This window comes from Ruminococcus flavefaciens AE3010 (assembly GCF_000526795.1).
Classification (GTDB): Bacteria; Bacillota; Clostridia; order Oscillospirales; family Ruminococcaceae; genus Ruminococcus; species Ruminococcus flavefaciens_D.
On the sequence record NZ_JAGT01000001.1, the window covers coordinates 853479 to 879269 of the forward strand.

General features: G+C 47.3%; 28 protein-coding genes and 2 tRNA genes. 11 read left to right on the top strand and 19 right to left on the bottom strand.

The window, feature by feature from the left end; translation table 11 throughout:
- Positions 1-20: 20 nt before the first annotated feature.
- Positions 21-956 (bottom strand): leucine-rich repeat domain-containing protein, encoded by a 936-nt coding sequence (locus N774_RS17965; protein WP_024859934.1) that lies wholly within the window; start codon positions 954-956, stop codon positions 21-23.
- A 464-nt stretch (positions 957-1420) separates the two neighbouring features.
- Positions 1421-1492, bottom strand: a tRNA-Arg gene (locus tag N774_RS0103615).
- 94 nt (positions 1493-1586) lie between these two features.
- Here N774_RS0103615 and N774_RS0103620 point away from each other — a divergent pair.
- Positions 1587-2138: a hypothetical protein gene (locus N774_RS0103620; RefSeq protein ID WP_024859935.1), complete on the top strand. Its 552-nt coding sequence runs from the start codon at positions 1587-1589 to the stop codon at positions 2136-2138.
- Here the strand turns inward: N774_RS0103620 and N774_RS0103625 are convergent.
- Positions 2123-2383, bottom strand: coding sequence for a hypothetical protein (locus N774_RS0103625; RefSeq protein WP_024859936.1), 261 nt, complete (start codon positions 2381-2383; stop codon positions 2123-2125). The two genes, N774_RS0103620 and N774_RS0103625, sit on opposite strands and share 16 nt — an antisense overlap.
- Positions 2384-2428: 45 nt before the next feature.
- Complete coding sequence (gene spoIIP / locus N774_RS16745) at positions 2429-3592, bottom strand: stage II sporulation protein P (protein WP_024859937.1); 1164 nt, start codon at positions 3590-3592, stop codon at positions 2429-2431.
- Between the two features lie 117 nt (positions 3593-3709).
- On the opposite strand from spoIIP, the gene N774_RS0103635 reads away from it, so the two are divergent.
- Positions 3710-4588, top strand: coding sequence for a polysaccharide deacetylase family protein (locus N774_RS0103635; RefSeq protein ID WP_024859938.1), 879 nt, complete (start codon positions 3710-3712; stop codon positions 4586-4588).
- A gap of 21 nt (positions 4589-4609) precedes the next feature.
- Here N774_RS0103635 and N774_RS17970 read toward each other — a convergent pair whose 3' ends face one another.
- Genes N774_RS17970 through N774_RS0103685 form a run of 10 tightly spaced genes read right to left on the bottom strand, consistent with a single transcriptional unit; the run spans position 4610 to position 12013 of the window.
- Positions 4610-5230, bottom strand: a complete 621-nt coding sequence (locus N774_RS17970) for a DUF4190 domain-containing protein (RefSeq protein WP_024859939.1) — start codon at positions 5228-5230, stop codon at positions 4610-4612.
- 14 nt (positions 5231-5244) lie between these two features.
- Positions 5245-6192, bottom strand: a complete 948-nt coding sequence (gene metA / locus N774_RS0103645) for a homoserine O-acetyltransferase MetA (protein WP_024859940.1) — start codon at positions 6190-6192, stop codon at positions 5245-5247.
- Positions 6193-6207: 15 nt separating this feature from the next.
- Positions 6208-6594 (bottom strand): hypothetical protein, encoded by a 387-nt coding sequence (locus N774_RS0103650; RefSeq protein WP_024859941.1) that lies wholly within the window; start codon positions 6592-6594, stop codon positions 6208-6210.
- A 1-nt stretch (position 6595) separates the two neighbouring features.
- Positions 6596-7327, bottom strand: coding sequence for a pseudouridine synthase (locus N774_RS0103655; protein WP_024859942.1), 732 nt, complete (start codon positions 7325-7327; stop codon positions 6596-6598).
- A gap of 13 nt (positions 7328-7340) precedes the next feature.
- Positions 7341-8495: a D-alanyl-D-alanine carboxypeptidase family protein gene (locus N774_RS0103660; protein ID WP_024859943.1), complete on the bottom strand. Its 1155-nt coding sequence runs from the start codon at positions 8493-8495 to the stop codon at positions 7341-7343.
- A 59-nt stretch (positions 8496-8554) separates the two neighbouring features.
- Positions 8555-8992 carry a GerW family sporulation protein gene (locus N774_RS0103665; RefSeq protein ID WP_024859944.1) on the bottom strand — a complete coding sequence of 146 codons (438 nt, stop codon included), beginning with the start codon at positions 8990-8992 and terminating at the stop codon, positions 8555-8557.
- Positions 8993-9002: 10 nt separating this feature from the next.
- A complete protein-coding gene (locus tag N774_RS0103670; protein ID WP_024859945.1) occupies positions 9003-9953 on the bottom strand; it encodes a hypothetical protein in 951 nt (316 codons plus the stop codon).
- A gap of 24 nt (positions 9954-9977) precedes the next feature.
- Positions 9978-10556, bottom strand: a complete 579-nt coding sequence (gene scpB / locus N774_RS0103675) for an SMC-Scp complex subunit ScpB (protein ID WP_024859946.1) — start codon at positions 10554-10556, stop codon at positions 9978-9980.
- Complete coding sequence (locus N774_RS0103680) at positions 10526-11281, bottom strand: segregation and condensation protein A (RefSeq protein ID WP_024859947.1); 756 nt, start codon at positions 11279-11281, stop codon at positions 10526-10528. Before N774_RS0103680 ends, scpB begins: the two co-directional genes overlap by 31 nt.
- 21 nt (positions 11282-11302) lie before the next feature.
- The gene (locus N774_RS0103685; RefSeq protein WP_024859948.1) at positions 11303-12013 is read right to left on the bottom strand and encodes a site-2 protease family protein; all 711 of its coding nucleotides are present in this window, start codon (positions 12011-12013) and stop codon (positions 11303-11305) included.
- Between the two features lie 215 nt (positions 12014-12228).
- Here N774_RS0103685 and rpmB point away from each other — a divergent pair, with 215 nt between their 5' ends.
- The 8 genes from rpmB to N774_RS0103730 all read left to right on the top strand — a co-directional run bounded on the left by rpmB (position 12229) and on the right by N774_RS0103730 (position 16633).
- On the top strand, positions 12229-12414 hold the full coding sequence (gene rpmB / locus N774_RS0103690; RefSeq protein WP_024859949.1) for a 50S ribosomal protein L28: 186 nt from the start codon (positions 12229-12231) through the stop codon (positions 12412-12414).
- Positions 12415-12489: 75 nt separating this feature from the next.
- Complete coding sequence (locus N774_RS0103695) at positions 12490-12741, top strand: DUF3781 domain-containing protein (protein WP_024859950.1); 252 nt, start codon at positions 12490-12492, stop codon at positions 12739-12741.
- Between the two features lies 1 nt (position 12742).
- Positions 12743-13708 carry a GNAT family N-acetyltransferase gene (locus tag N774_RS19715; protein ID WP_242836551.1) on the top strand — a complete coding sequence of 322 codons (966 nt, stop codon included), beginning with the start codon at positions 12743-12745 and terminating at the stop codon, positions 13706-13708.
- A gap of 13 nt (positions 13709-13721) precedes the next feature.
- A complete protein-coding gene (locus tag N774_RS0103710; RefSeq protein WP_024859951.1) occupies positions 13722-14507 on the top strand; it encodes a tRNA threonylcarbamoyladenosine dehydratase in 786 nt (261 codons plus the stop codon).
- Positions 14479-14949, top strand: coding sequence for a GNAT family N-acetyltransferase (locus N774_RS0103715; protein ID WP_024859952.1), 471 nt, complete (start codon positions 14479-14481; stop codon positions 14947-14949). The genes N774_RS0103710 and N774_RS0103715 overlap by 29 nt, the downstream gene beginning before the upstream one ends.
- A gap of 57 nt (positions 14950-15006) precedes the next feature.
- Positions 15007-15081: transfer RNA gene (locus tag N774_RS0103720), tRNA-Gln, on the top strand.
- A gap of 191 nt (positions 15082-15272) precedes the next feature.
- Positions 15273-15755, top strand: coding sequence for a deoxycytidylate deaminase (locus N774_RS0103725; RefSeq protein WP_024859953.1), 483 nt, complete (start codon positions 15273-15275; stop codon positions 15753-15755).
- Positions 15756-15880: 125 nt separating this feature from the next.
- Positions 15881-16633: a radical SAM protein gene (locus N774_RS0103730; protein WP_024859954.1), complete on the top strand. Its 753-nt coding sequence runs from the start codon at positions 15881-15883 to the stop codon at positions 16631-16633.
- A gap of 177 nt (positions 16634-16810) precedes the next feature.
- On the opposite strand, the gene N774_RS0103735 is transcribed toward N774_RS0103730, so the two are convergent.
- Entirely contained in the window at positions 16811-18964 is a 2154-nt protein-coding gene (locus N774_RS0103735) for a glycosyl hydrolase (RefSeq protein ID WP_024859955.1), read from the bottom strand.
- Positions 18965-19169: 205 nt separating this feature from the next.
- Entirely contained in the window at positions 19170-22595 is a 3426-nt protein-coding gene (locus tag N774_RS17975) for a dockerin type I domain-containing protein (RefSeq protein WP_024859956.1), read from the bottom strand.
- A 315-nt stretch (positions 22596-22910) separates the two neighbouring features.
- Here N774_RS17975 and N774_RS0103745 point away from each other — a divergent pair, with 315 nt between their 5' ends.
- Positions 22911-23918 carry a dockerin type I repeat-containing protein gene (locus N774_RS0103745; RefSeq protein WP_024859957.1) on the top strand — a complete coding sequence of 336 codons (1008 nt, stop codon included), beginning with the start codon at positions 22911-22913 and terminating at the stop codon, positions 23916-23918.
- Positions 23919-24007: 89 nt separating this feature from the next.
- On the opposite strand, the gene N774_RS18685 is transcribed toward N774_RS0103745, so the two are convergent.
- From N774_RS18685 to N774_RS0103760, 3 genes are all read right to left on the bottom strand, one after another.
- The gene (locus N774_RS18685) at positions 24008-24421 is read right to left on the bottom strand and encodes a DUF6465 family protein (RefSeq protein WP_024859958.1); all 414 of its coding nucleotides are present in this window, start codon (positions 24419-24421) and stop codon (positions 24008-24010) included.
- Between the two features lie 18 nt (positions 24422-24439).
- Entirely contained in the window at positions 24440-24715 is a 276-nt protein-coding gene (locus N774_RS0103755) for an HU family DNA-binding protein (protein ID WP_024859959.1), read from the bottom strand.
- Positions 24716-25012: 297 nt separating this feature from the next.
- Entirely contained in the window at positions 25013-25765 is a 753-nt protein-coding gene (locus N774_RS0103760) for an EFR1 family ferrodoxin (protein WP_024859960.1), read from the bottom strand.
- Positions 25766-25791: the final 26 nt, after the last annotated feature.

The following is a 25791-nucleotide window of genomic DNA, read 5'->3' on the forward strand; positions in this document are numbered from 1 at the left end:
TTCAGCATAGAGCAGCCTTATCAAAGACCAAAATAGATCTTGAATCTTCCAACGAGTTCGTCAGATGTGCTTGATGAGTATCTGTGTACGTTAGCCTTAGGAATGTTTCTGAAAGCATCCTTGGAGCTTGAACTATTCACTGTACGGTCTGTGCCGATAGAAGTAAGCTTTGAGCAGTTAGCGAAAGCTTCACTCTTGATAGTGATACCCTTTGAGTTAGGACCTGCAAAATTTGCAAGTGTGATACCTGAATAAGCGAAAGCTCTGTTTCCGACAGTCATCATTGTTGCAGGTAAATATATCTTGGTAAGGCTCGTGCAGTTGTAGAAAGCCTCATCACCGACTGTGTTGAGTTTGCTGACAGGCTTACGATCTTTTACAGTATAAGCGATCTCTGTTACAGCAGTATTACGGAATGCGCGATCACCGATAGAAGTTAAAGACTCAGGCAGTCTGATAGATCCTGTAAGCTTAGTGCAGCCGTTAAATGCATCATTGCCGATAGTTTTAAGATTTACCGCCGCATTGAGGTCAACCATTGTGAGAGCAGCGCCCTTGGGTGCAGCTGCACCGTTAGCTAACTTCTGACCGTCCTTACCCTGGAATGCGCTGTTAGCAATAGCTGTTGTTGCATAGAAAGTACCGTTTACATTGATGCCCTTAGGGAATTTGATACGGGAATCTGCCTTGTCCATTCCTACGATCTTAGCAGTTTTTGCATTTCTGTCAAACTCATAATCTACGTGACCAAGATTAACTTTAGTCACACCATTGCTCACACCTGTGATGCTTGGAACCCAGTTGTTGTCAAAGCTGTCAAAAGCATTTACAACATAAGAAGCTGAAGCTGTGATGTTGTTAACGATGGGTGTTGAAGATACGGATGTCAATACAGGTGCTGCACACATGATTGCTGCGCCTGTAGCTGCAATGATTGCTTTAATTGTTCTTTTCATAGTAAAAATCTCCTGTTATATCTTTTAAAGTGAAAATAATAGAGTGACTAATAGTACAATAAGCAACTGATATACACATTGGGTCCTTTTGTGAATGGATCAGAAACAAGCTTTCCGGAACAGCTTTTCATATTTCTGAAACTTAGTTTAACGTTACTGCATCTATGTGATATCGTCGCTCTATGGTATTAATTTTACCACAAAAAATCTGCGCTGTCAATATTTTTTTATTATTTTGTTATTTTAGACCATAATGGTGAAGGGAAAAATTTTAAAATTTGTTGCATTGAACTGTCACAAAATCATTGTTTGATTTGAGTATATAAAAGGAATAATGCTGCTAAAACACTGCAAAAATAAATATAAAAAATAAATATAAAAAAAGAGCGATCATCCCATAAGTACAAGTACATATCGGGTGATCGCTCTTTTAACTTTTCGGCTGTATACAGCCATTTGCGGTATACGCCTGACTGGAGTCGAACCAGCGCACACGGCGTCGGAGGCCGATGCTCTATCCACTGAGCTACAGGCGCAAATAGAATAATACTATATTATTATATCAAAAACTCTTGAAATTTGCAAGCGTTTGTGATATAATTATAAAAAAATATATTAGGAGGGAACGTTTTGGGGAACTATATTTATTTGATAGTTGCGCAAACCGGTACCAGACCGGCAAGGTTCTTCAAGTTTTTCACTAAAAAGCCTTATAATCACGTTTCTCTTTCAGGCGATATAGACCTTTCCGAAATGTACAGCTTCTGCCGTACTTACCGACCTTTCCCCCTTCCCGCTACCTTCAACAAGGAAATAGTCGGACAGGGCACACTGGGACAGTACCACAATATACCGTGCGAAATATATCGCATCAGCGTCACAGATGAACAAAAGGAAGCATATGACAAGCTGATCCGCCATTTTTCCGAATACCGCAAGGTATACTCATATAATCTGCTGGGGCTCCTTGCAGTTTATTTCAACATCGAATGGAAACGTGAACGAAGCTTCGTCTGTTCTCAGTTCGTAGCTTATACTATGGATAAAATAGGCATACCTCTGGAAAAGGCTTTCAGTCTCTACAAGCCCGATGATTTCAGAAGCTTCCCTGGTGCAGATCTCATCTATACTGGTGAGCTCAATACCTTCTACTACACAAGGCAGTCTCAGCTATATACATAATATATAATATATGCCGCCGCTCTCAGCTCATCAGGCGAGAAAAGATACGCTCCGCAGTAAGCCTTGCTTTCGGGAGCTATACCCGATATGCTGAACTGAGCGCTATGGTCGAGGAGCTCCACAGAAGCTCGTCCGCCGCTTATTACAACTCCCGCAGGACGAATATCATCACTGCTGAGTCTGTTATAGGAATTGGCATAAGAATTTATAAACATCCATGAGCCGCCGCTCAGAAGCAGATACAAAAAAACTGCTTTGAGGGCGGTTTTTTTTATTTTTCCTCAGCATATTTATCTCCTTTTCATGGAATTCAGAAGCTGACCCAGTGACCTGCCAAAAAGCTGTCCCGAGAACTGTACCTGTCCGAGAGTACTTCCGTGAGAGCCTATCTCTATGAGCAGACTTCCATTGGTCAGATCCTGATTATAGTGCCTGTAGTCAAAGAGTATGGGACGCGTCAGCCCCTCATGGTCGGACTCCAGCTTGCTTTGCAGAGCGCAGGCAAAGTGAAAGTTCTCCATATAATTTGGCATACCGAGAGTACCGTCGTCACAGCCCGATATTATCATTATCTGAGCCGCTTCCCTGCCGTCCACATCAATAAAAGGCTGATAAGCCGTCCCGTCAGCGCCTATGGCGTCCCTGTGTATATCAAGTACGACCTTGATGCTTGGATACTTCTCCAGTATAGGCGTGATAGTATCGCGGCTTCTTGCGTATGAGCCGTTATACGAGGGATAGTCGTGTATCTCTCCGGTATGGATAACGCCTATGCCCTGGGCTTCAAGCTCCGCCTGTATGGCGTCCCCTACCATGACAACATTTTTTGTTGGATCGGTGGTCCTGTAATTGAACGCAGTATCGTAATTGTCACGTACAAATGGCTCAAAGCTCTCCGTGGTATGAGTATGATATATGAGCACCAGAGGCTCGTCGGTATCCTTTACGGTGAAGTTCGGCAGGAAGCCGCTTTCACGGATAAGGGTCTCGTTGGGGATATCGGTCTTGTTGTTTACCTGTCCGCCGCCCTCAAGGTCAAAGAATGAACTGCCGCTGTATTCCCCGTAGGTGGTCCGTATTATCTCGCCGTCAGAGCCCCAGCTCTTTGGATATGGCTTTGCTCCTGCGTCGTCGGCACGCATATCCCTTGGGTCAGCCAGCCGCAGGTACTCCTGATTCTCGGGTCTCTCGTCACACACTCCGTAGCCCTCTGACAGCGTCATCTTCCCTTCAAGGAGCTCATCTTCACGGACGATACGGCTTATTGTCTCACTGTCAGTATTATGGGGAGCTGCCGCTTTTTCGGAATGGCTGACGGTAAGGTCATCTGCCGAAAACAGACTGTCCCTGATGCCGAAAGCTCCGTGGACTGCTGCCGCAGCTGCAACGGGCAGCATCACCGCCGCTATACACCTTACAGTTGTCTTTGATCTTCTGCGCTTATGACGTTTCATACACTCACCTCACTTTTTCATCTGAGATAAGTATATTCCATGATCTGCCTCGGTATGTCCGCAGAATACCGTCATTTTTCGCTGTTATTCCGCATATTATGCAGTGAGGTGATATTCATGTACAGATGTCTGCGGCTGGGAAAGCTGCTGAGGCGGCTGCTGGAAGCAGGATTTCTCATAGGATTTTTTGTCATCGGCTCTGAGCTTTCACAGGCAGCTGCCGAAAAAAGCCGCGAAGCTCCCGTACCCCTGCCTGTGATAATGTACCACAGCGTATGCGAAAAAGAGCCTGCGGATTATATAGTTTCACCCTCACAGCTTGACGCAGACCTTGACTGGCTGTCAGCCCGCGGATTCACTGCCGTCAGCGCACAGCAGCTCATAGACTACACCTGCGGCAAAGGCAGACTGCCGAAAAAGCCTGTACTCATAACCTTTGATGACGGCTTCTACAATAATCTTTCCCTTGCTCTGCCTATACTCGAAAAGCACGATATGTGCGCCGTCGTATCTATTGTTGGCAGGTACACCGACGATTATGCATCCGCCGACCCTCATGCGGACTGCTACTCATATCTCACATGGTCTGATATTTCTGAGCTTGCCGCATCGGGACGAGTGGAGATAGGCAGCCATACCTACGATATGCACTCACGCAATGGCAGCAGGCAGGGCTGTGCAAAGCTCCCCGAGGAGACTGCCGAGGAATATGCTTTTCTGCTCCGAATTGATATCGGTCTGCTGCGAACCGAGCTCCATGAGAACTGCGGCATTGTACCTGCAGTGTTCGCCTACCCCTTCGGAGCTCTCAGCAAAGAAAGCCTTCCCGTGCTGCGTGACAGCGGCATACTCATGACCCTCACCTGCCGTGAGGGCATGAACACCATTACACGCGATCCTGACTGCCTTTACGGCATATTCCGCTATAACAGAAGCGGTCTTCTCTCCACAGAGGAATACATGGAACGCATAACAAAAGAACTCCCCGAAGCTTAAACCTCGGGGAGATGATGGTCGTTATGTCAATACGGGTCTGAATACAAATGCAGCATCGCTTGTATTGTCCGATGTCTTTTTTGAAGATGTATCTGCGGAGCTTCTGCCGCCGCCTGCCGAATTCAATCCTGACTTATAGCTTTCAATGAACTTGTCAAAGAAATCGTCAAATGAGTCATAACCGTCTTTTTTCCAGTACTTGTCATATTTTGGATCGCGATACTTCTCATATCTTTCGGGGATCGTTCCGTCTCTGTCGTAGTCCTCGACTATCTGCTGCTGATTCTCAATAAAGTACATATAGTCAGGCATTACCTTATAAATGATGAAGCCGTAGTATGCAAAGAGAATTCCTGCAAGTACGGAAAGAACGATGCCTGTAATGGCAAAGCCCTTGCCCTTTCTTTTCTGAACGAGAGAAATTATTGAGAAGATCAGACACAGAGGTACTGTGACGATACTGAGGCAGGTACAGCATGGTATGATATTCACAAGTGCAAGCACAAAAGAAGCAATAGCAAATCCGGGACCCCTGCGCTCGTCGTGGGGCATGTCGTAATTGCTGTCATAGCCGCCGTACTGATCATTGCTCTGATAACCGCCGTAATTGTTGTTATTATAGTTGTTATAGTTATTGTCCATTTTGTATATCTCCTTTAAAGACTTGTTTCCCAGTTCCAGTTGCGAACCTCAAGCTCGTCAAGATTATAAGGTGTCTTCTGGTAAACGCAATAGTTGAGCCAGTTTGAAAACATAAGATTTGCTGTGCATCTCCATGAGAATACAGGCATATTATTCGGGTCGTCATTGGGGAAATAATTGTAGGGTATCTGTATATCCAGCCCCTTTTCAACGTCTCGTCTGTACTCATTGGCAATAGTGTCCCTGTCGTATTCGGAATGGCCTGTGATAAAGTACTGTCTGCCGTTCTTGTTTGCAACGATGTGGACGCCTGCTATATCCGATGAGGTAAGCACTTCAAGCTGAGGGATACGCTCTATATCCTCTCTGCGCACCTCGGTATGACGCGAATGTGGCACATAGAATACATCGTCAAAGCCTCTGAGCAGCTGACAGTTGCTGACCTCAGCCCTGTGTGGGAATATGCCGAACATCTTATGCTCAAGGGTATATTTGGGTATACCGTAGTGATAGTAAAGTCCTGCCTGAGCTCCCCAGCATATATATAAGGTGGAAAAAACATGAGTCTTAGACCACTCCATGATATTGGTTATTTCCTTCCAGTAGTCCACCTGCTCGAAATCAAGGAGCTCCACGGGAGCACCTGTGATTATCATTCCGTCATAGCGGTTGTCACTTATCTCGTCAAAGGTCTTGTAAAAAGCCCCAAGATGATGACTTGATGTGTTTCTTGAAACGTGAGAAGCCATTTGAAGCAGCTCCACATCGACCTGTAACGGCGTATTACTCAGCAGTCTCATGAGCTGGCTCTCAGTTTCTATCTTTTTAGGCATTATATTGAGTATAACGACTTTAAGCGGACGGATATCCTGATGCTCCGCCCTTTCCTTGGACATTACGAAAATATTTTCTTCTCCAAGAGTCTTGAATGCTGGTAGCTCGGACGGTATCCTTATCGGCACTCAAAATCCTTCCTTTCATACATTATCTTTCTTATTCTTACAGCTCTGGCAGCCGTTCATAAAGCTTTCAAGGCCGCCGCACTGTCTGCTGTCTCCGCTTATGAAGCGCAGCTTTTTCAGCGGTTCAAATTTACTGTCGTCGGAGAGCTCGAAAAGCATATGCTTTATGCCTTTCAGGACGCTTTTCAGCATGACAGAGCGCACCATTCCGTCGCAGAGCATAAGATCCCCGCCGTCGTCATAGTCATATACAACAGTCTTTTCAGTTCCGTAGGAATAGGCGATGAAGCCTATGACCTCTCCCCTGTCCAGCGCCTCGGTGATGTGGAGCTCTGCGTTCCCTGCACGCTCCGCAAGCTTCTCATAGCCTACAGTATCGAACCGTTCCTGTATCTCCAGCATATTACTTCTCCTTGCCGATAGCGTTGCGGATAGCGCGAAGCTCCTCGGCAGTCAGGTCGCGGTAGGAGCCGGGCTTCAGCATGCCAAGCTTCAGCGGACCTATGCTGATACGGCGAAGTCTTGCAACTTCAAGTCCGACAGCCTCGCACATCTTGCGTATCTGGCGGTTCCTGCCCTCTTTGATTGTAATAAGCAGAACTACCCTGCCCTCAGCCTTGTCCTTGACAACTACCGTGGCAGGAAGAGTTTTCCTGCCGTCTATTTCCACGCCCTCGGACAGCTTTACCAGCTGTTCGTCGTTGATATCGGGACGCACCGTAACGCGGTAGGTCTTGGAAATATGGCGGCTGGGGTGCATTATGCTGTTGGCAAATTCACCGTCGTTTGTAAAGAGAAGAAGTCCCTCAGAGTTCCTGTCAAGGCGGCCTACGGGATATACTCTCTCCTCAACATCGGTGAGCAGATCCATGACGCAGCGCCTTTCCAGCTCGTCGGAAACCGTTGTAACATAGCCGCGGGGCTTGTTCATCATAAGGTATACGAAGCTCCTCTTGCGGGGCATGGCGATACGCTCACCGTCAATGGTGATGAGGTCCTTGAAGCCGCACTTATCGCCCAGCTTCACGGGGTGACCGTTGAGCTTTACTCTGCCCTGCGTTATGAGCTCCTCAGCCTTTCTGCGGGAGCAAACTCCGCAGTCGGCTATCATTTTCTGAATTCTTATTTTTTCCACTATTATCCTATCCTTAACGGGAGAATGATCTCCCAAGAGTTTCTTTTATTCTGGCGAGCAGACCTTTTTCGCTGCTCTCGGACCTTATGTTTTTATATGCAATATCCTCGGCTGCATAAAGTGGAACTGTCTCCACTTCTCCCCCAAGATAGCTTATGCGAAGCTTTCCTGCTTCCTCACCTGACTTTATGGGAGCATACAGGAACGGCTGTCCTATGACTGTGAACTCAAAGTCGTTCACAACTCCTGCCGCCGTTGTCACGGAAACTGTACTCTCTTTCGGAGCAAGCCGAATCTTCTCTGAACTGCCGCCCACTATATCCGCGGTAATATCCGCAGGCAGGGGCACTTCCATGAGCCTTGCTGTCTGAAAGCCATAGTCGTACAAAGCCATGTGGTCGTTCCAGTCATTGCGGTCATTGAGGGTCACGCAGATAAGGTCCTTGCCGTCACGCTCACAAGCGGACACGAGACACCGCCCCGCTTCGTCGGTAAAGCCTGTTTTTACACCGTAAACTCCGTCGTACATGGTCAGCAGCTTATTTGTATTTTTCAGCCACCGCTCATATGGCGGAGCGCCGAACCTGAGCTTTATGCTTGATTTTGAGCATATATCGCGGAATATATCGTTTTTCAGCGCTTCACGGGCAAGGAGAGCCATGTCCGCAGCCGATGAGCCGTGTCCCTCACCCTCAAGTCCCGAGGGCGTGACGAAATAGGTCTTGGAGAGTCCCATTTCACGGGCGCGGTCGTTCATAAGCTCCGCGAATTTCTCGATACTGCCCGATATCTTAACAGCCGCCGCATTTGCAGCGTCGTTTCCCGACGGAAGCAGCATACCGCAGCACAGGGCGTACTTGGTGACGATATCTCCCTCTCGAAGTCCCATGGATGAGCCCTCCACCTTTATGGCTTCGCTGTCCACGGTGAATTCGTCGTAAAGTCCGCCGCTTTCAAGGCACAGGAGAGTTGTCATTATCTTGGTGGTGCTTGCCATTGGCAGCTTTTCAGCTGCATTATGAGCGTAGATGACCTCTCCCGTATCAGCAGAGATGACCACCGCCGCCTTTGCTGAAATTTCGGGCGGTTCAGCTCCAAAGGCAGTCAGACCGCCAAGAGCTCCCCACACTATGATGAATGACGAAAATACTGCAACAAGACCTTTCACAGGCACACCTCCGCACAAAAGCTATGCTAAAGGATATGCCGAAATATCAGGTTTTATTCTCAGTTTATGGACACGGAGCCATCTGTGATGCCGCCGTCGCTGATGTCAGTTGAGCCGACGTTTTTCTTCTTGTTGATGAAGCCGCTTACCTTATCGATAATTGCAGGCATTTTCTCGATAGCATTGCTGATGGGGTCGTTAGCACCCTCCATATTGACCATCTTTGCAGAGCCGTCGGGAGAGATAACGAGGAAGCCCTCGGGCTTTATGGAAACGCCTGCTCCTGCTCCGCCGCCGAAAAGATCCTTATCGTACTTGGATGGCAGATCCGAGCCGCCCGAAGCAAAGCCGTAGCTTACCTTTGAAACGGGAATGATCGTTGTGCCGTCGGGAAGCTTTATAGGCTCGCCGATAATAGCGTTGACGTCTGCCATCTCCTTGATCTTCTCAATGGATATTCCTAAAAGTTCGCTTACAGGTGTGTTGTTTGCACTCATGTTATATACCTCACTTCTGCCTTGCGGCTGTTTTTTTCATTTTGCGTTTTCTTAGTCTATCAGGTAAAAATGTCCTGAAGAAATATGTCAGCAGGAACCATGCTCCTGCAATGACTGCTGTACCGAGTCGGAAGGAAACCTTTCCCGACGTATCCCAGCGCCCCTTGGATAATCCGAATGCGGGACGCACATCAATAGTTTTCAGCCTTACTGTGATAAGCTGGCTGAAAAATGCTATGCCGCTGAATATCAGCGTTGAGTATTTTCCATATTTAAGGGCGCAGTCACAGGCGTCCTCGTCTGCAATAAGAAAGTCGATATAGAAGTCTTTCAGTTTGAAGCCCTTGAATATTTTCAGCATGGGGCGCTGAGCGCTCTCCCATACTCCCACAAGGAACTCCACCTTGTCGCTGAGGGACTTCTTTTCCTCAGCCTCTTCTTTATTATCATCATCAAGCTCGAAAGGATCGTCGTCGGACTCGTCCTTTTTCTTCTTTTTGTCCTTTTTATGGTCAGCTTCATCATGTTCGTCAGCCTGCACTGTATCGTCTGAGAAGCCCTCGCCTGCTGATGTATGAGCTTCGCTGTCCGTATCGTCCTTGACCGCAGGCGGCATGTCCGCCTCGGGGTCATTTACGGGGATATCGTCCAGTTCCTTTTCCCACTCGTATTTTTCGCGCTGCTTTTTCTTCTTTTTGGACTTCTTTTCCTTGACAGGCTTTGGCTTTTTGGCTTTTTGGGGGTTCTCGGGCTTATCCTTTTTATTGGCTTTGCGCTTTTTCCACCAGCCGTAAAGGCCTCCGCCCTCGGAGTCCATTAGGTTTATTATCCAGAGCCTTACCTTATATCTGAATTTGCCGTCGATGTAGCTGAACTCGCCCCCTGCGGGAGTTATGAGCACCAGCAGTATCAATGCCAGAACGGCAAGAAGTATATACAGCAGAATTTTCAGAACTATCATTCCTGCCGCTCCTTTACGTTTATTTTATTCCTGCTGAGATTCAGCAAGCTCTCTTTTCACAAACTCGTCCTCAGTCTCCAGAACTAATTCATCATGTCCGGGAAGAGGCGGAAGATCGGCAGTAGAACTGAGCCCGAAGCTTCTCAGGAACACCGATGTTGTCCTGTAGACAATGGGCTTACCCGGAACGTCAAGACGTCCTGCTTCCTCAACAAGTCCCTTTTCCACAAGATTGTTTATGACAGAGGAGCTGTCTATTCCGCGGACATTCTCCACGAAGCCCTTTGATACGGGCTGATTATAGGCAATTATGGTAAGAGCCTCCATAGCCGCATTTGACAGTGGGGCAGACCTTTTGGTCTCCAGTGCCGCTCTCACCTGCTCGCCGAACTCCTCACGGGTACACATCTGATAGCTGCTGTCGAACTTTTTGATGCAGATACCGCTGTTATAGTCATCATAGCGCTCATTGAGCAGTCTTATCATTGACGGCAGAGTGCCTGCGTCAACGCCGCTTGCTTCGGAAAGGCGGTATATCTCGATAGGCTCGCCGCTTGCAAAGAGTATAGCCTCTATTGCTCCGAGCTTTTCTTTGATCTCCAAGTTTTTCTCACTCCGTTCTTACTTCCTTTGAAGTAGATGATCATATTATCGTCGCTTATGGTGATACGGCCGTGTCTTGTAAGCTCCAGCACCGCAAGGAATGTAGCCACTCTCGACGAGCGGTCCGTCACTCCCTCATAGAGCTTATCCATATAGACCTCGCCAGACTCATAAAGCTCTCTCAGGATATGGACTACCTTTGTCATGACCGAGACTATGCGCCGCTTAACTACAGAGTTTATCTTGTTCTCAACGTGGAGCTTTGCGTGCTCTGACTTTATGCTTTTCAGTGATATAGCGCTGTACGCCATAGCAAGTCTCTCGGGGTCGTGTACAAGGGTATAGGTCATATCTGCCTTGATCTTCATGGGACTGCGCACGAATATATCTCCGCCGACGTAGGAATACGCCAGTCTCTGAGCTGCTACCTTACACAGGGAGTACTCTATAAGAGCTCCCTCCAGCTCACGCTTCATCTGCTCAGCCTCCTCGGGCTGCGGCAGCAGAAAGGCTGTCTTTATATATATGAGCCTTGCAGCCATTTCAAGGAATTCGCCTGCAAGCTCCAGATTCTGCTCATGAGCCTGATCGATATAGAGCAGGTACTGCTCCAGCAGCTTGGATATCTCAATATCGCAGATATTCAGCTTATGCTTGGCAATAAGGCTCAGCAGCAGGTCGAGAGGTCCCTCAAAGACCTCCAGCTTGAATGAAATACTTTCCATATTATCCTCTGATGATCGAAATTAAAAACCGAAAAGACTTGGTATCCACGATACCGACAGCCATATAAGCGTCTCAGCTATCCCTCTTGCATACAGATAAGGCAGCTGTAATTCGTAGATATGTGTTGAAAGAATAAGAAGTATGATAAACGCTGTGTTTATCGCCCTGTAGTTTTTGAACACCCACATATCGAACTTCACAGGCATGAACGAGCGAAGTATATTGAAGCCGTCCAGCGGCGGAAGCGGTATGAGATTGAAGACAGCAAGGCTGACGTTGATCTCTACAAAGACATACAGTATCATAGCAGCTATCTGAGCAGCCGACATGCCCTCTTTCAGTTCAAGGACAGTGTAATCCGACGCTGACGACACGCTTACGATTACCGCACACACAGCCGCTCCGAGAAAAGCTGCAATGAGATTGGAAAGCGGTCCTGCAAGGGATACCATAGCCATACCGAGACGCCTTTTCTTAAACTTTGAGGGATTCACAGGGACGGGCTTAGCCCAGCCCACTCCCAGAAACAGCATAAGCACAAAGCCTGCGATATCAAGATGTGCAAATGGATTAAGGGTTATCCTTCCCGCGTCCTTGGCAGTATCGTCTCCGAACCAGTGCGCCATAAGACCGTGGGCAGATTCGTGAATTGGTACGATAAGCATAAAGACAGCCAGTCTTACCACAATAAGGAGTATAAGAGCTGTAGTTATAAAATCCGATTCAAACATATTTATCCTTTCAGAATGTAAAGCAAAACTGCCTTGACATAGTTATACAATATATATTATACAACATATAGGTATTTATTTCAAGTAAAAAAAGCGAATTAAGTGCCGCAAAAAAATTTTTTCATTTTTTTTCAAAAAACACTTGCTTTTTTTCTGATTATGTGTTAGAATAATCATGTTGTATTTTTACAGGTTAGTTAAGGAGGTGCAACCTAATGGCAAAATGTGATATCTGCGGAAAGGGCGTAACCTTTGGTATCAAGGTTTCCCACTCACACAGACGTTCAAACAGAACATGGAAGCCTAACGTAAAGCGCGTAAAGGCTATCGTCAAGGGTACTCCTTGTCATATCTATGCTTGCTCAAGATGTCTGCGTTCAGGCAAGATCGAGAGAGCTTGATCATGTAACGGTAAATTAAGAGCGTTCCTTTACGGAGCGCTCTTTTTTTAAATTTTTACACTTTAAGGAGCCGCCATGGATAACGAACTGACGAATAATATTGATAAGCTCCACACGACCGAGCTTGGAGCTATGCGCATAAAGAGAAATCTCAGCCTTGACTGCGTGGACGCAGCTGCATGGTGCAGGGACAGGATAGTCTCCCCCGAAGCTGCCATAGAGCGCAAAGGCAAGAACTGGTACATAACCATTGACGGCTGTATCATCACTGTGAATGCATACAGCTTCACTATAATAACTGCACATAAACTCAGAAAGGAGCATTGATATGAACATAAGACGATTTGAAGCCAAAGACGCAGATGCTGTTTCGGCTCTTGTCATAAAAACTATAAGAATATCCAACGTTAAGGACTACCCTGCCGAGCTTATGGAGGAGCTTGTAAAGTCCCAGCAGCCGCAGAATATCCTCGAACGCGCCGGCTGGACGCACTTCTATGTAGTAGAGGATAACGATACTATCATCGGCTGCGGCTCAATAGGTCCTTACTGGGGCAAGGAGGACGAAAGCGGTCTGTTCACTATATTTGTGCTCCCCGAATATCAGGGCAAGGGCGTGGGACGGCTCATTATGGAAACTCTTGAAAAGGACGAGTACTTCCTCCGTGCCAAGCGTATAGAGATACCCTCGTCTATTACAGGCTGCCAGTTTTACAGGAAGTTCGGCTACGATTACAAAAACGGTATTGCGGAGCTTGACGAGGAGAACCTTTATCGCCTTGAAAAGTTCCGAGATATCGGCAAATACGGCATAAAGAAGATAGACAGGAACGATATCCCCGAATGTGTAAAGGTCATAAAAGAAAGCTTTATGACAGTTGCAGCGGAATTCGGTTTTACTGCTGAAAATGCACCGCGATTTGTTGCTTTTTCAACGACTGATGAAAAGCTTTTCTCGCAGCTTGACAATGAGCATCGTCCAATGTATGCATACTTTTCCGAAGATGGTAAGATCATCGGCTACTATTCACTGCAAAAACTTGAAAACAACGAGTGCGAGCTGAATAACCTCTGCGTACTCCCGAACTACAGACACAATAACATCGGAAGCAAGCTTTTCAGCCACGCCTGCGAAAAAGCAAAGGCTATGGGCTGCGTGAAAATGGTTTTCGGCATAGTTGAAGAAAATGTGAAGCTGCGCAAATGGTACGAGAAGAACGGAGCTGTACACGTTGGCACGAAAAAGTTCGACTTCTTCCCATTCACCTGCGGCTATATGGAAAAATCACTGTAATAAGGAGCATATTATGTCTGATATTTTTTCAAGAACTCAGCTTCTCATGGGTGATGAAGCTATGGATATACTGGCAAGATCCCGTGTCGCCGTTTTCGGCATAGGCGGTGTAGGCGGATATACCGTTGAAGCTCTCGCACGCTCAGGTGTGGGAGCACTTGACCTCATCGACGATGACAAGGTGTGCGTGACCAATATCAACCGCCAGATAATCGCTCTCGGCAGCACCGTGGGTATGTACAAGGTGGACGCGGCGGCTGAGCGTGTCCGCGATATCAATCCCGACTGCAAGGTTACCTGCCACAAGATGTTCTATATGCCCGAAACTGCCGACAAACTCGACCTTTCACAGTACGACTACGTCATCGACGCTATCGACACCGTAACGGGCAAGATAGAGATCATCATGCAGGCTAAAAATGCGGGAGTTCCAGTTATAAGCTCCATGGGCGCAGGAAATAAGCTTGACCCAACACGATTTGAGGTGGCGGATATTTACAAGACCTCGGTGTGTCCACTTGCCAAGGTCATGCGCTATCAGCTGAAACGCCGCGGAGTGAAAAAGCTCAAGGTGGTGTACTCCAAGGAGGAGCCCCTTACTCCACGGGGACAGGCTGTTGATGACGACTCGGGCAATACAGATATGAGAACGGGTACTGCAAGGCGCTCCACGCCTGCTTCTGTGGCGTTTGTGCCCTCAGTGGTGGGACTTATCATCGCAGGTGAGGTCATCAAGGACTTAGTAAAAAAAGCTCCAAAGGAGAACGATAATGAAGATAATCAATGCCAGAGAGGCTGACTTCGGCACCGTTAAGGACATCACTCAGAGCACCATAAATGCGGTCTATCCCCACTACTATCCCAAGGGCGCAGTGGACTTCTTCCTCGCTCACCACAGCGACGAAAATATCATGCGGGATATACAAAACGGTGATGTTTTTCTGCTTCTCACCGATGACGGACAGGCGGCAGGCACTGTCACCACGGAAAAGAACGAGATAAACCGACTGTTCGTGCTTCCTCAGTATCAGGGACAGGGCTTCGGCGGAGCTCTCCTGCGCTTTGCCGAGGAGCGTATCGCCGAGAACTACGACAAGGCGGAGCTGTCCGTGTCTCTGCCTGCAAAGGCTATATATCTGAAAAAGGGCTATAGCTTCAAGGAATACTGCGCAATTAAGACCGAAAACGGCGATTATCTGTGCTTTGACAATATGGAGAAGGCAATGTTAAAACAAAAATAAATATCCCAAAGACTTGATTTATGTTCAATTTTTTGCTATAATGTTTTAGTGAGTTTTTGGGGCATAGCCAAGCGGTAAGGCACAGGACTTTGACTCCTGCACTCGTGGGTTCAAATCCCGCTGCCCCAACCAGAAACGCCCCTCGGCAATGCCGGGGGGCTTAGTTTTTAGTGAGTATTGATTACTTTTTAGTGCATAGTGATTAGTGAATAGTTATCAGGTTCTAAAACTAAGCACTACTCACTATCAGCCCAAAGATTGACAATTCTCCGCAGATATGCTATTATAAATTATCAATTACGTGAATTTCCGAGGTGAATACAATGAAAAGAACCGATTATATAAGCTGGGACGAGTACTTCATGGGCATTGCCATGCTCTCCGCACAGCGCAGCAAGGACAACTCCACACAGGTAGGTGCCTGTATCGTCAATGACCAGCACAAGATAGTTTCCGTAGGCTACAACGGTATGCCCACAGGCTGCGACGACGATGATATGCCGTGGGAGCGCAGTGCCGAGTCCCCTCTCGATACAAAGTACCCCTTCGTATGTCACGCTGAGCTCAATGCTATCCTCAACAGCAGCTTCGGAAGCCTCAGCGGCTGCACTCTCTACGTTACACTTTTCCCCTGCAACGAGTGCGCAAAGGCTATCATACAGTCGGGTATCAAGCGGGTGGTCTACTACAGCAACAAGTACGCCGACACCGACGGAGTAAAGGCTTCCTGCATTCTTTTCGACAAGTGCGGAGTCAAGACCGAGGAATACAAGCCTAGCGGCAAGGATATAACGCTTTCAGTCTGAGGTGAACATAATGGTGATAAAACGAATTAACTGCTCGGTGCAGTAAAAAGGGAACGTCCCACCGAGTAAGAATTGTTCCCGTACTGCGCCGTAATTTTACAATTAATTATTAAGGAGCAGTTATTATGAACGAATACACTAAAAATTTAAGCAGAATAGAATTTATAGTTACAATGGGCTGCACAGGCAGGTGCAGGCATTGCAGCGAGGGCAGCCATGATTTCGGCGGCGAACACATAGACGGTGAGCTTGCAGCAAAGGCGGTTACCGAGGTCTGCGGATACTATGCCATAAAGTCCCTCATGACCTTTGGCGGCGAGCCTCTGCTCTACACCGAGACCGTCTGCGCTATCCACAGGGCTGCAAAGGCTGCGGGAATACCTCTGCGTGAGATAATCACCAACGGCTATTTCAGCAAGGACAGTTCAAGGATAAAAGAAGTTGCAAAAATGCTGGCGGACAGCGGCGTGAACCGCGTCCTGCTCTCCGTTGACGCCTTTCATCAGGAGACTATCCCTCTTGAACCTGTGATATGCTTCGCGGAAGCTGTGAAAGATACGGGAGTTCTCATTGAGCTAAGTCCTGCATGGCTGAAAAGTCCCCACCATGATAACCCGTACAACAATGAGACCCGCAGGCTGCTGAAAATATTCACTGACAAGAGCTTCGGAGTTGCTGACGGTAATATCATATTTCCGCAGGGCAATGCAAAGGTGCTTCTTGCTGAGTACTTCGACGGTGAAACTGATATGGCAAACCCCTATGAGGACGACCCTCGGGATATCCATTCACTTTGCTTTGAACCCGACGGCAGCGTTCTGGGCGGAAATATCTGTGATACGGATATTATGGATATAATCAGGAACTACAAACCATAAGAAAAAGCGGTCATTTTGACCGCTTTTTTCATTGCTATGAATGTCTGCACAGATAATATAAAAATGACATAACTGACGGATAATCATCATTTTCTTACTTCTCTTATAAGAAAATAAGAAATATATAATATTTATATAAAATCGCGTTTTTCCGTCAGTTACGTCATAAGTTAAAGTTTATTTTGCACTTGGTGCAAGCTCCTTTATCTTACCGAGAAGGAACTCCTGAATTCTCAGAGCGTCGTTGGAGGTGATGCCCTTTACGTCGGCATCAACATCGCCGTTGAGCTGTCCCTTTGCGGTGATGTGACTCTTGTCAGTGCCGCTCAGACCGTACTTGTTGGGATTTGCAAGGCTCTGCATAATGAGAACAACGTCCGACATATCCACACCACCGTCGCAGTTTGCGTCACCGTACTTCACATCTGTAGGAACAGGTGCTGTGGTAGTTGTAGTAGTTGCCGCAGGCTTTGTTGCGGTTGTTGTAGCTGTAGTTGTCGTAGTTGTGACTGTGGGCTTTGTTGTAGTTGTGGAGCCTGTTGATGGCTCAGAGCTGCTCTTGTAAAGGTCCTTTGGGAGCTCAGAAAGCGCAATACAGAAATCACTGTTGTAAAGTGCCTTTACTGCGTCTGCGTCCTGATATTCCTTGCCGCAGAGGAAGTGTGCCTGCTCCGAGTCATACCACGGACAGAAATACAGCCAGTAAGCATGCTCCACCTGCATATTGTTAAGCCCCGGGATAGAGTCGTTCTCGGGCATGGATACCATTTTATTGCCCTTTACGAACTTATTGAGGGTATAGAATATGCCTGCCTCAGCGTCCTCGTTGGGTACGCCCTGCTGCTTGCCGTCATGACGGTTGTACTGGCAGTTGTACTTATCAAAGCCGACTATATCCACCTTGTCGTCTCCTGAGTACCACTTAGCGGAGTTGTCAGACCATGCATAGAGGTTCTGCTCCCAGATAAGGTTATGGAGACCGTATTCGTTTGTAAGAGTGTCCTGTAAAAATGCCCAGAGCTTGTTGTAGACTACAGCGCCCTCCTTAGACCACCAGAACCATGCTCCCGAGCCGTCGATAGGGTCCTCGGTATGGCTGGGGTTGCCCTCAGCTTCATGGAAGGGACGGAAGATAACGGGTACGCCTGCGTCCTGAAGCTTTTTCAGCTCGGCTGCAAGATTCTTCATGCAAAGCTGGAAGTAGTCATACTCCATAGTGCCCTTTACCATGCAGTTTGCGGTAACGAAGTCCGTATTCTGGGTATATGTTGTCTTTGCAAAGTCAAGAGGCTCACCGAGGGTATAGTCAGCCTTCTGAGTGGGAACATTTACGTGCCATGAAGCCGTACAGATTCCGTTTTTCTTAGTCGCCCAGTCTATCATACGCTGTGCAACACCGTCGTCCCACGCATAACAGGGGCAGTAGCTTCCGAAGTCGAATCCGCGGATAGCAGGCTCCTCCCCTGTGAGCTCCTTGATGTATCTTACTTCGTAATCGTAGTCGTTATAGGTGTAGTTGCGGTTCTGAGTGCTGTAGGTATAGACCTGTCCGTCAGCACCAGTGCAGTGCCACGGGAACTTCTCGCCCTGCTCGGTCTTGTCCCAGCTCTCCTCGTCGATGACGTACTCCTTGCCGTCCTGATCTACGCACTTATTGGCATTGGCGTCATAGCGGATAGTAGTCTCCACAGAGTGACCGCCGCCGTATATCTCCTGCTGACCTGAGAGGATATTCTTTCCGTAAACGCTCTTGAGGTACTTCATAAGAGCCTTTGTCTCGGGAGTAGCGTCCTTATCTATGGGTGTGCCGCTTGCCTTTGAGAGGTCAGGGAAAGAGGCGTGGTCAACTGTTACGGTATCTATTGCCATATAGCCGTACTCGTTGATGAATTCGATAGTATTTACTCCCTTATTCATACGCACCATTCCGAAGTCGTAGTCGATCCACTTATCGGAGTAAGCAGCCTGTGTGGTGTACTTCACACCGTTTATCTTTATAGCCTGCTGTCTGCCCTCCTGATTGAGTATCTGTGCGCCGTGAACGGTGATAGAATACATACCGTCCTCGGGAACATTGACCTCAAATGAACCTGGCTTGGCTGTAAGGTAGTAGAAGCCCTTTCCCGAGTATCCGGGTATCTCTGTCTGATAGATACTTGTCCAGAGCTCTGCTCCCTCCATATCCTCGCCTTCGATAGTGTAAGGGAACTGTGTTGCAGCAGACGCCTCACCTGCTGCAAATGAGCTGAAAAAGCTCAGTGAGCTGCACTGCACGGCTGCCATAACGCCCGCAGCAGCCAGTGACAATGCCTTTTTTAGCTTATTCTTCATGTTTTTATCCTCCTTTAATGGATAAGCCAATAAATTACCGACTTTATTATACAATCTTTTAAGCCCGATGTCAAGAATATCAAGGCATTTAATATGTAAATAATTTGTGATTATTTAAGCACATTGCTTAAATAATGAAAAAAGGAACCTATGGGGGGGCATAGTTCCTTTTTCCACGTCATTATATTAGAGAGAATCTGAATCCTTAGGATTCAGGGAGAGCTGGCACGAGTCCGAGGAGATATCTCTGTATTGAGAGTGCATCGGCAGTGGTTATACCGTTGCCCTTGCTCTCAACGTCCGCCTTGTCGCGGTTTTCGGGAGCTATCTGGTACTTGTCGGGATTTGCAAGTGACTGCATGATGAGTACAACGTCTGACATATCCACCTGATCGTCGCCGTTTGCGTCGCCTGCCTTGCCCACAGGAATCGGAGCTGTAGTTGTAGATGTTGTAGTTACTACAGTTGTTGTAGTTGTAGTCGAAGTCGTTGTTGTAGTAGCAGTTGTGGTTGAAGATGTAGTTTCAACGGGAGTTGTATCCACTGCATATGGATCGGGAGTTGATACCTGAGAAACTCCGCTGCTCATATGATATCCAATGCTCTTGTAAGCACTTGAACCTGAGGTCTCCGCAAAGCCGTTTGGCTTAGGAGAGCCGTCTGCATTTCTCCATGTCTTGTGGAAATCAGTACCCATTGCGCCTACATTGAGGCTTATGAAGTCGCTGTCAGCAGGAGTGATGATATCCCCCAGCTTAGCACCGTTTGTCATAGTCGTATTTGACTTTGCGTAGTAGTACTTGCTGTTGTAGTAAACAGAATTGGTCATATTTCCCACGAACTTGTCGTTGGAGACCTTGATACCAGCCGCGTTTGTCTTTGATACCCTGCCAGTATTGATATAGGACATCATGCCGTTAAAGGTAGCTGATGTATCACAGCGGTATACCATATAGTTTGCCTTGCCCTTGCCGCCGATACCATTGTTGTAGGCTGTGCAGTTCTTCATATCGCCGAACTTTGGATTGTTATTGTCAGTGAAGCCGCAGTTGAGGTTCTCGAATGCAAGGCAGTTCTCAACGGTGTGACGTGTACCTACACCGCCGCCGCCAAGCTTGAAGCCATTGCCGTCGCAGTCGCCGTAGCCCTTGCCGTCCTCGGTGAAGCCGTTGCGGAATGCGATACTGTTCCTGATAGTGACCTTGCCGATTGGACCTGTAGCCTCTTTGGCGTAGAGGTCCCAGCCGTCATCGGAATTGCAGTATGCCATACAGCCGTCGAAGATATTTCCCTCGCCGCAGGTGAGCTTAGCAGCAAAGCCGTCGGCGTTCTCCATAGTTGCGTCGTCGCAGTTGTTCCGTGAGGTGCAGTTCTTCACAAGATTGTTGGTAGGCCACTGAGCAATTGTGTTATATGAGCCGTTATACCTTGATATCTGAAGTCCTGTGTCCTGATTGCGCTCAAACACCATCATTTCGATGATATTGTTGTCGCCTGAGAGGAGCATACCATTGTCGCCTGCATTGGCTATGGTGAAGCCGTAGAAGTGCCAGTAGGAGCCGTCCAGTACGAAGCCGCGGTTTGCACCGTCAACAGCCTGTCCCGTAAAGTCGAATTTAACTTCTGCATTGGGAGCTGCCGCAATGGTCTTGTAAGCCCCTGCGCTGCCCGAGTTGCTCTCCTCTATCATGATAGTTGAGGTATACTTGTATGTACCGCTGAGGAGGAAAATAGTTCCGCCAGCAGGCACTGACTTTATAGCTGTGAGCACGTCTGTAGGCGAGCTCTCCGACTTTCCGTCGCCGCCGCCGTCAGGCGAAGCGTATATCACCTTTGCGCCTGTTATTGGAGTGAGGACAGGAGCAGCTGTAGTTGTTGTCACAACAGGAGCTGCTCCCGTTGTAGTTGTCGTAGTTATATCTGTAGCAATTGGCTGAGTTACAGTGGTAGTTGTAACTGTGGGCGCAGGAGTATTGTCCTCCTTGAAGCCGCTGCCGATAGCTGTAACTGTGCCCTTGTAAGCAACAAGTGCGGATTTCAGTGCCTGATTTACAGCATAGCTCTCGTCGTCAACGGAGTTGTCGAACCGCCACTTGAAGTCACCGCCGTCTACACGTCCTGCCTTTGCAGTAACTATAGCGGGAACGTCCTCAGCCTTATCGGGAGTATAGCTGTACATCACGCTTGAGGTATCAAAGTTATTGTAAGCAGTTCCGCCGCTCTTAGCCTTGACATTGGAGCCTATCTTCTCTGTTCTTGAAGAAGCCTCATAAGCGTCGAAATCTGTATTGTTCTGCTGATAAGTTGTATATGCTTTCTGACCTGTCATGCAGTTGCCGTAGGACTTTATAACGCCGCCTGCTTCACCTGAGAATGTGCCGCCTGTGATATCGTCCGAGCCCTGCATGGATATGAGCATAGGATACTTGCAGTTGCGGAAGTAGTTGTTCTCCACGAAGCATGAAGCGCCCATTGTTACACCAACGCCGTACTTGGCGTTGCCGTCAAAATAGTTGTTGTAGCAGTGGACTGAGCAGGTCCTTATTCTGGGGTGGCGTGAGTCTGAGTGATCGTACCAGTTATGGTGGTATGTTATATAGTTCTCTGTTGACTCAGACTTCATGCCCTGCAGATTGCATTTTCCGTTGTCCCAGAAGTGATTGTAAGAGTGAGTAATATAAGTGGAGGTCTTGGTATCAAGTGCGCCGTCGCCCTTTACCTGATCGGCGTCGGAGCCTGCATCGCCATAGAAGAAATCACAGTTATGTACCCAGATATGGTTGTTGTTCTGCTGGAGTCCGCAGTTATCGCCCTCATTGCTGTTGCAGTTCATGAAGCCGAGATTTCTCACCTCCACATTGGAGCAGTTTTTCATAACGAGACCGAAGCCGTTGAGAGTTGCATCATTTCCGATACCCTCGATAGTACAGCCTGCTGTAACTGTATCCACCATGAGGTCGCCCTTTGTCAGAACAGAGGGATCGGTGATATTGCCGATGAATCTGATATTGAGAGGTCTGGATTCCTTGCCTTTCTTGTAGCCTGTGATGATGTTCTGCACACCTGTAAGAGTCTCTGCACCTTTACCTGTGGCATCTATACTTGCCGTAACGCTGTCTTTGTTTGTGTTTGTAACGTATACGACAATGGCATTGCTTTTGAGGGTTCCGTCGGCATTATAAGCGCCATTGGAGTTTCCGTTCACGAAGCCGAATCCGCTTCTGTCATGGGCATAGGCATTTGCCTTTGCCTCGGCAGCCTTGGAGCTGTCCTCGCTGCCGCCGATAACGGGAACTATCTTCATAGTGTGGCTGCCTGCTTTGAGACCTACAGCGTCTGCTCTCATATAGCCGCTGTACTGTCTGATAAGCATTGAGTCTATCTTTGTGCCGTCCACATAGACATTGTAGCCCGAAGCTCCCGAAACAGAAGACCATGTGGCATACATACCCTCGCCGAAGCCTGCGCTGCTGAGCACCTTTACACTGCTTTCAGCTGCAAACGCAGTGATGACTGACGGACTCAGTGCCGTGCCAAGCACTGAGGACGATGTTCCCACAGCGGCGGAAACAGTCATCATTGCAGCAGCTGCAACAGAAGCTGCTCTAAGTTTCATCACAGTTTTTTTCATAGTGATCCCTCCAGATTTTAATATCCTCTGAAAAGCGCACCTAATGTGCGCCTTTACTCTTACTGACTATATTATATATCCGCCGCTGATGCTTTTCAATGACATATAGTACTAATAAGATGATACTTTATGCTATTATACTCAATACGTCATACACAATCGGTCAATTAAGTCTGTATAAAAACAAATATGTGAATTACAGAGTAATATACTGCATCTCATTTAGTTATTCCTACAAAGCTAAATAAAAAAACGAGAGAAATCACAGCATCAAACGTCTAATAATTGAAACATAAATGCTCAAGGAGGTATCATATGAACACCCAAAAACTCTTATCCATATTCCTTTCAGCCGCACTGACTTTTTCTTTTGCAGGACAGACCTCGAATAAAAAGCTGCCGTCAGCTGCTGCCATTGGCAGAGGATACGCCGAATACTATTCAGACTACCCTATCATAACTACAACAGAGCGATGCGCAGGCATAAAAACTCCTCCTGCAAAGCGGGTCTACAGTACCTTTGAGCACATGTCCGACCTCGATCTCAGCGGACTTGTAATTTACGTGGACGAGGACGTATACACCCGCGTAGACGCTATATCAGGCTACAGCCAAATTACCCGTCACGAATATGAGATAGGCAGTATCGATAATGACTGCATAGATTTCGGAAGCAATGACTGCGATCTGTACTTTTTCAACGACCCAACTTACGGCGAACCGCCCTATTACGTTGAAAACGATAAATACTATGTCACTCTCATTGATCGTGACGGAGATCTTAGATTCTCCGAGCCTGACACTCCCGATGTGATACATGATGTGAAAAATACTTATGATGTCAGCTTCGTCATCTATACCGACGATCCCAAAAGAAAAAGCCGATTCATTCAGATAGACAATAAAGAGATAACCGCCTATACCTGCGCCGAGAAGATATGCATAAAGGACATGGGCGATTTCACCGCTGACAGTAAAACCTATAAGTACATGAACTATGATATCGACGAAAATATTATAGAGGGCGATATAGTATCGGGAGCTCTCAGCGTTGACCCTGACACAAACTATGTGGAATTCGGCGATCTTTATGTTGTAAAGCCTGCCCTCGGAAACGGCGACGCCAACTGCGACGGAACAGTAGATATGTCAGACGTTGTGCTTGTAATGCAGTCTCTCTCCAATCCGAACAGATACGGTCTTGAAGGAACAGAAGATACAAGGATAAGCGGAAGAGGTCTGCGTCTTGCCGATCTGAACGGCGAAGGCGTTACAGTACAGGACGCACAGCTCATACAGGAAAAGCTTCTCGGACTCGAATAGTCTGTCATGATATAGAAAAAGGCTCTCCGCACGGAGAGCCTTTTCGTGCAACAAAAAAAGCTCCGCATACAGCGGAGCTTTCATAATTCTTAGAAAAGATCAAAATCGCCAAGAATATCGCCGTTGACAACATAGTAAACCTTGTTTACCTCAGGTCTTACATAAACGTCGACCTTCTTAACAGTCTTTGCGCCTGAAGCCTTTGTAGCCTTTGCAATAAGCTCAGCTGTGTTTACCTCTGAACCCATAGCCTGAATAACTACCTTGCTGTCTACAGCAGCTGCAGCTGTTTTCTTAGCAGCGGGCTTCTTAGCAGCAGCCTTCTTCTCAGCGGGCTTCTTAGCAGCTGTAGCCTTTTTCTCAGCGGGCTTCTTAGCAGCAGCAGCCTTTTTCTCAGCAGGCTTCTTAGCAGCAGGAGCCTTCTTTGCAGCAGCCTTTTTCTCCTCAGCAGGAGCAGCAGCTGTCTCAACTACTTTATTTTCTGCAGTCTTCTTTTCCGGCATGATCGTATCCTCCTTGAATTACTTGTTTACAGCGTTCTTGAGAGCCTGACCAGCCTTGAAAGCAGGAGCCTTAGATGCAGGAGCAGTCATCATCTTCTTTGTCTGAGGGTTGATAACCTGCTTAGCCTTACGGTCACGAACTTCAAAAGTACCAAAGCCAACGATTGAAACCTTCTCACCGCTTGCGAGAGCGTCTGTGATTGTTGCAATGATAGCATTTACAGCAGTCTCTGCATTCTTCTTTGTGAAGTCTGCCTTTTCAGCAACTGCACTGATTAATTCGGTCTTTGTCATAGTTTTATCCTCCATAAAATAGATTTTACAATTGAATTATATACCCTTTATAACAATTTGTCAAGAAATTTCCGAAAAAATGACAAATCGACGTATATTACGGCATTTGCGGGCTCGTTTTTATACAAAACCGCCATAGTTTTAGGCTATTTTCCGTTCAAACGAGCAGAAGGTCCGACTAATTTATATTACATGTAGTATAATATTGCCGTTTTATTCCGAAAAATAGAACTTTTTCCGAGCATAAAAAAGTCTGAAAAAACGACTTTTTTCATTTTTTCAGACTTTTTTCTTAATTTAAATTTTCACATTGGGATTAGTGTATTGTCCGTGTTTTTTTGTAGCGCCGTTCCAGAACTGGATAGCAAACTTAGGACATTGGTGGATACATCTGAAACACAGGGCGCATCTGTCCCTGACCCATACAGGCTTGCCGTCTCTTATCCTGATAGCCTTTACGGGACATTTTTCCGCGCACAGACCGCAGCCGATACAGCTGTCCTCAACAGTCAGGTTCTTTGTGCTTCTCACCTTGGCAAAAACCTTGTCCGTATAAGGATATATAATGTATGGAGTTTTCAGCGCCATGTAGTTGCCCTTTTTCCTGTGCAGTATCTTTGCAATAGTCCTGTCGATATTTACCTCAGCCTTTTGATTCTGCTTTGCCACCTTTGCAGGGTCTGACAGGTCAAAGGTAACAGTCCAGTTGTCGGGCATTTTTATGCTGTAAGCCGCACTCAGCCTTATCCCCTTTTCTTTCAGCAGCTGCCGTGTCTCCTCGCCGCTGCATCCCGGAGTTGTTCCGTAGGTTGAAGCAACAAAGACATAATGCCTGCCGCTTCTCTTTAAGCTGAGCTTTTTCAGAAAGGCTCTCACAGGAATTGGCAGCGCCCACCAGTGAGTAGGCGTAACTATGCCGAAGCACTCGTCCTCCTCAAGCGTGATGTCACAGCAGCCCTCCTCGATAGACATGGTCTTTTCTCCGAGAGCGTCAGCTATGCGCTGCGCCGCATACTTGCTGTTTCCTGTTGCCGAAAAATAAACGATCATATGTACATCCCCTTACATATTATTAT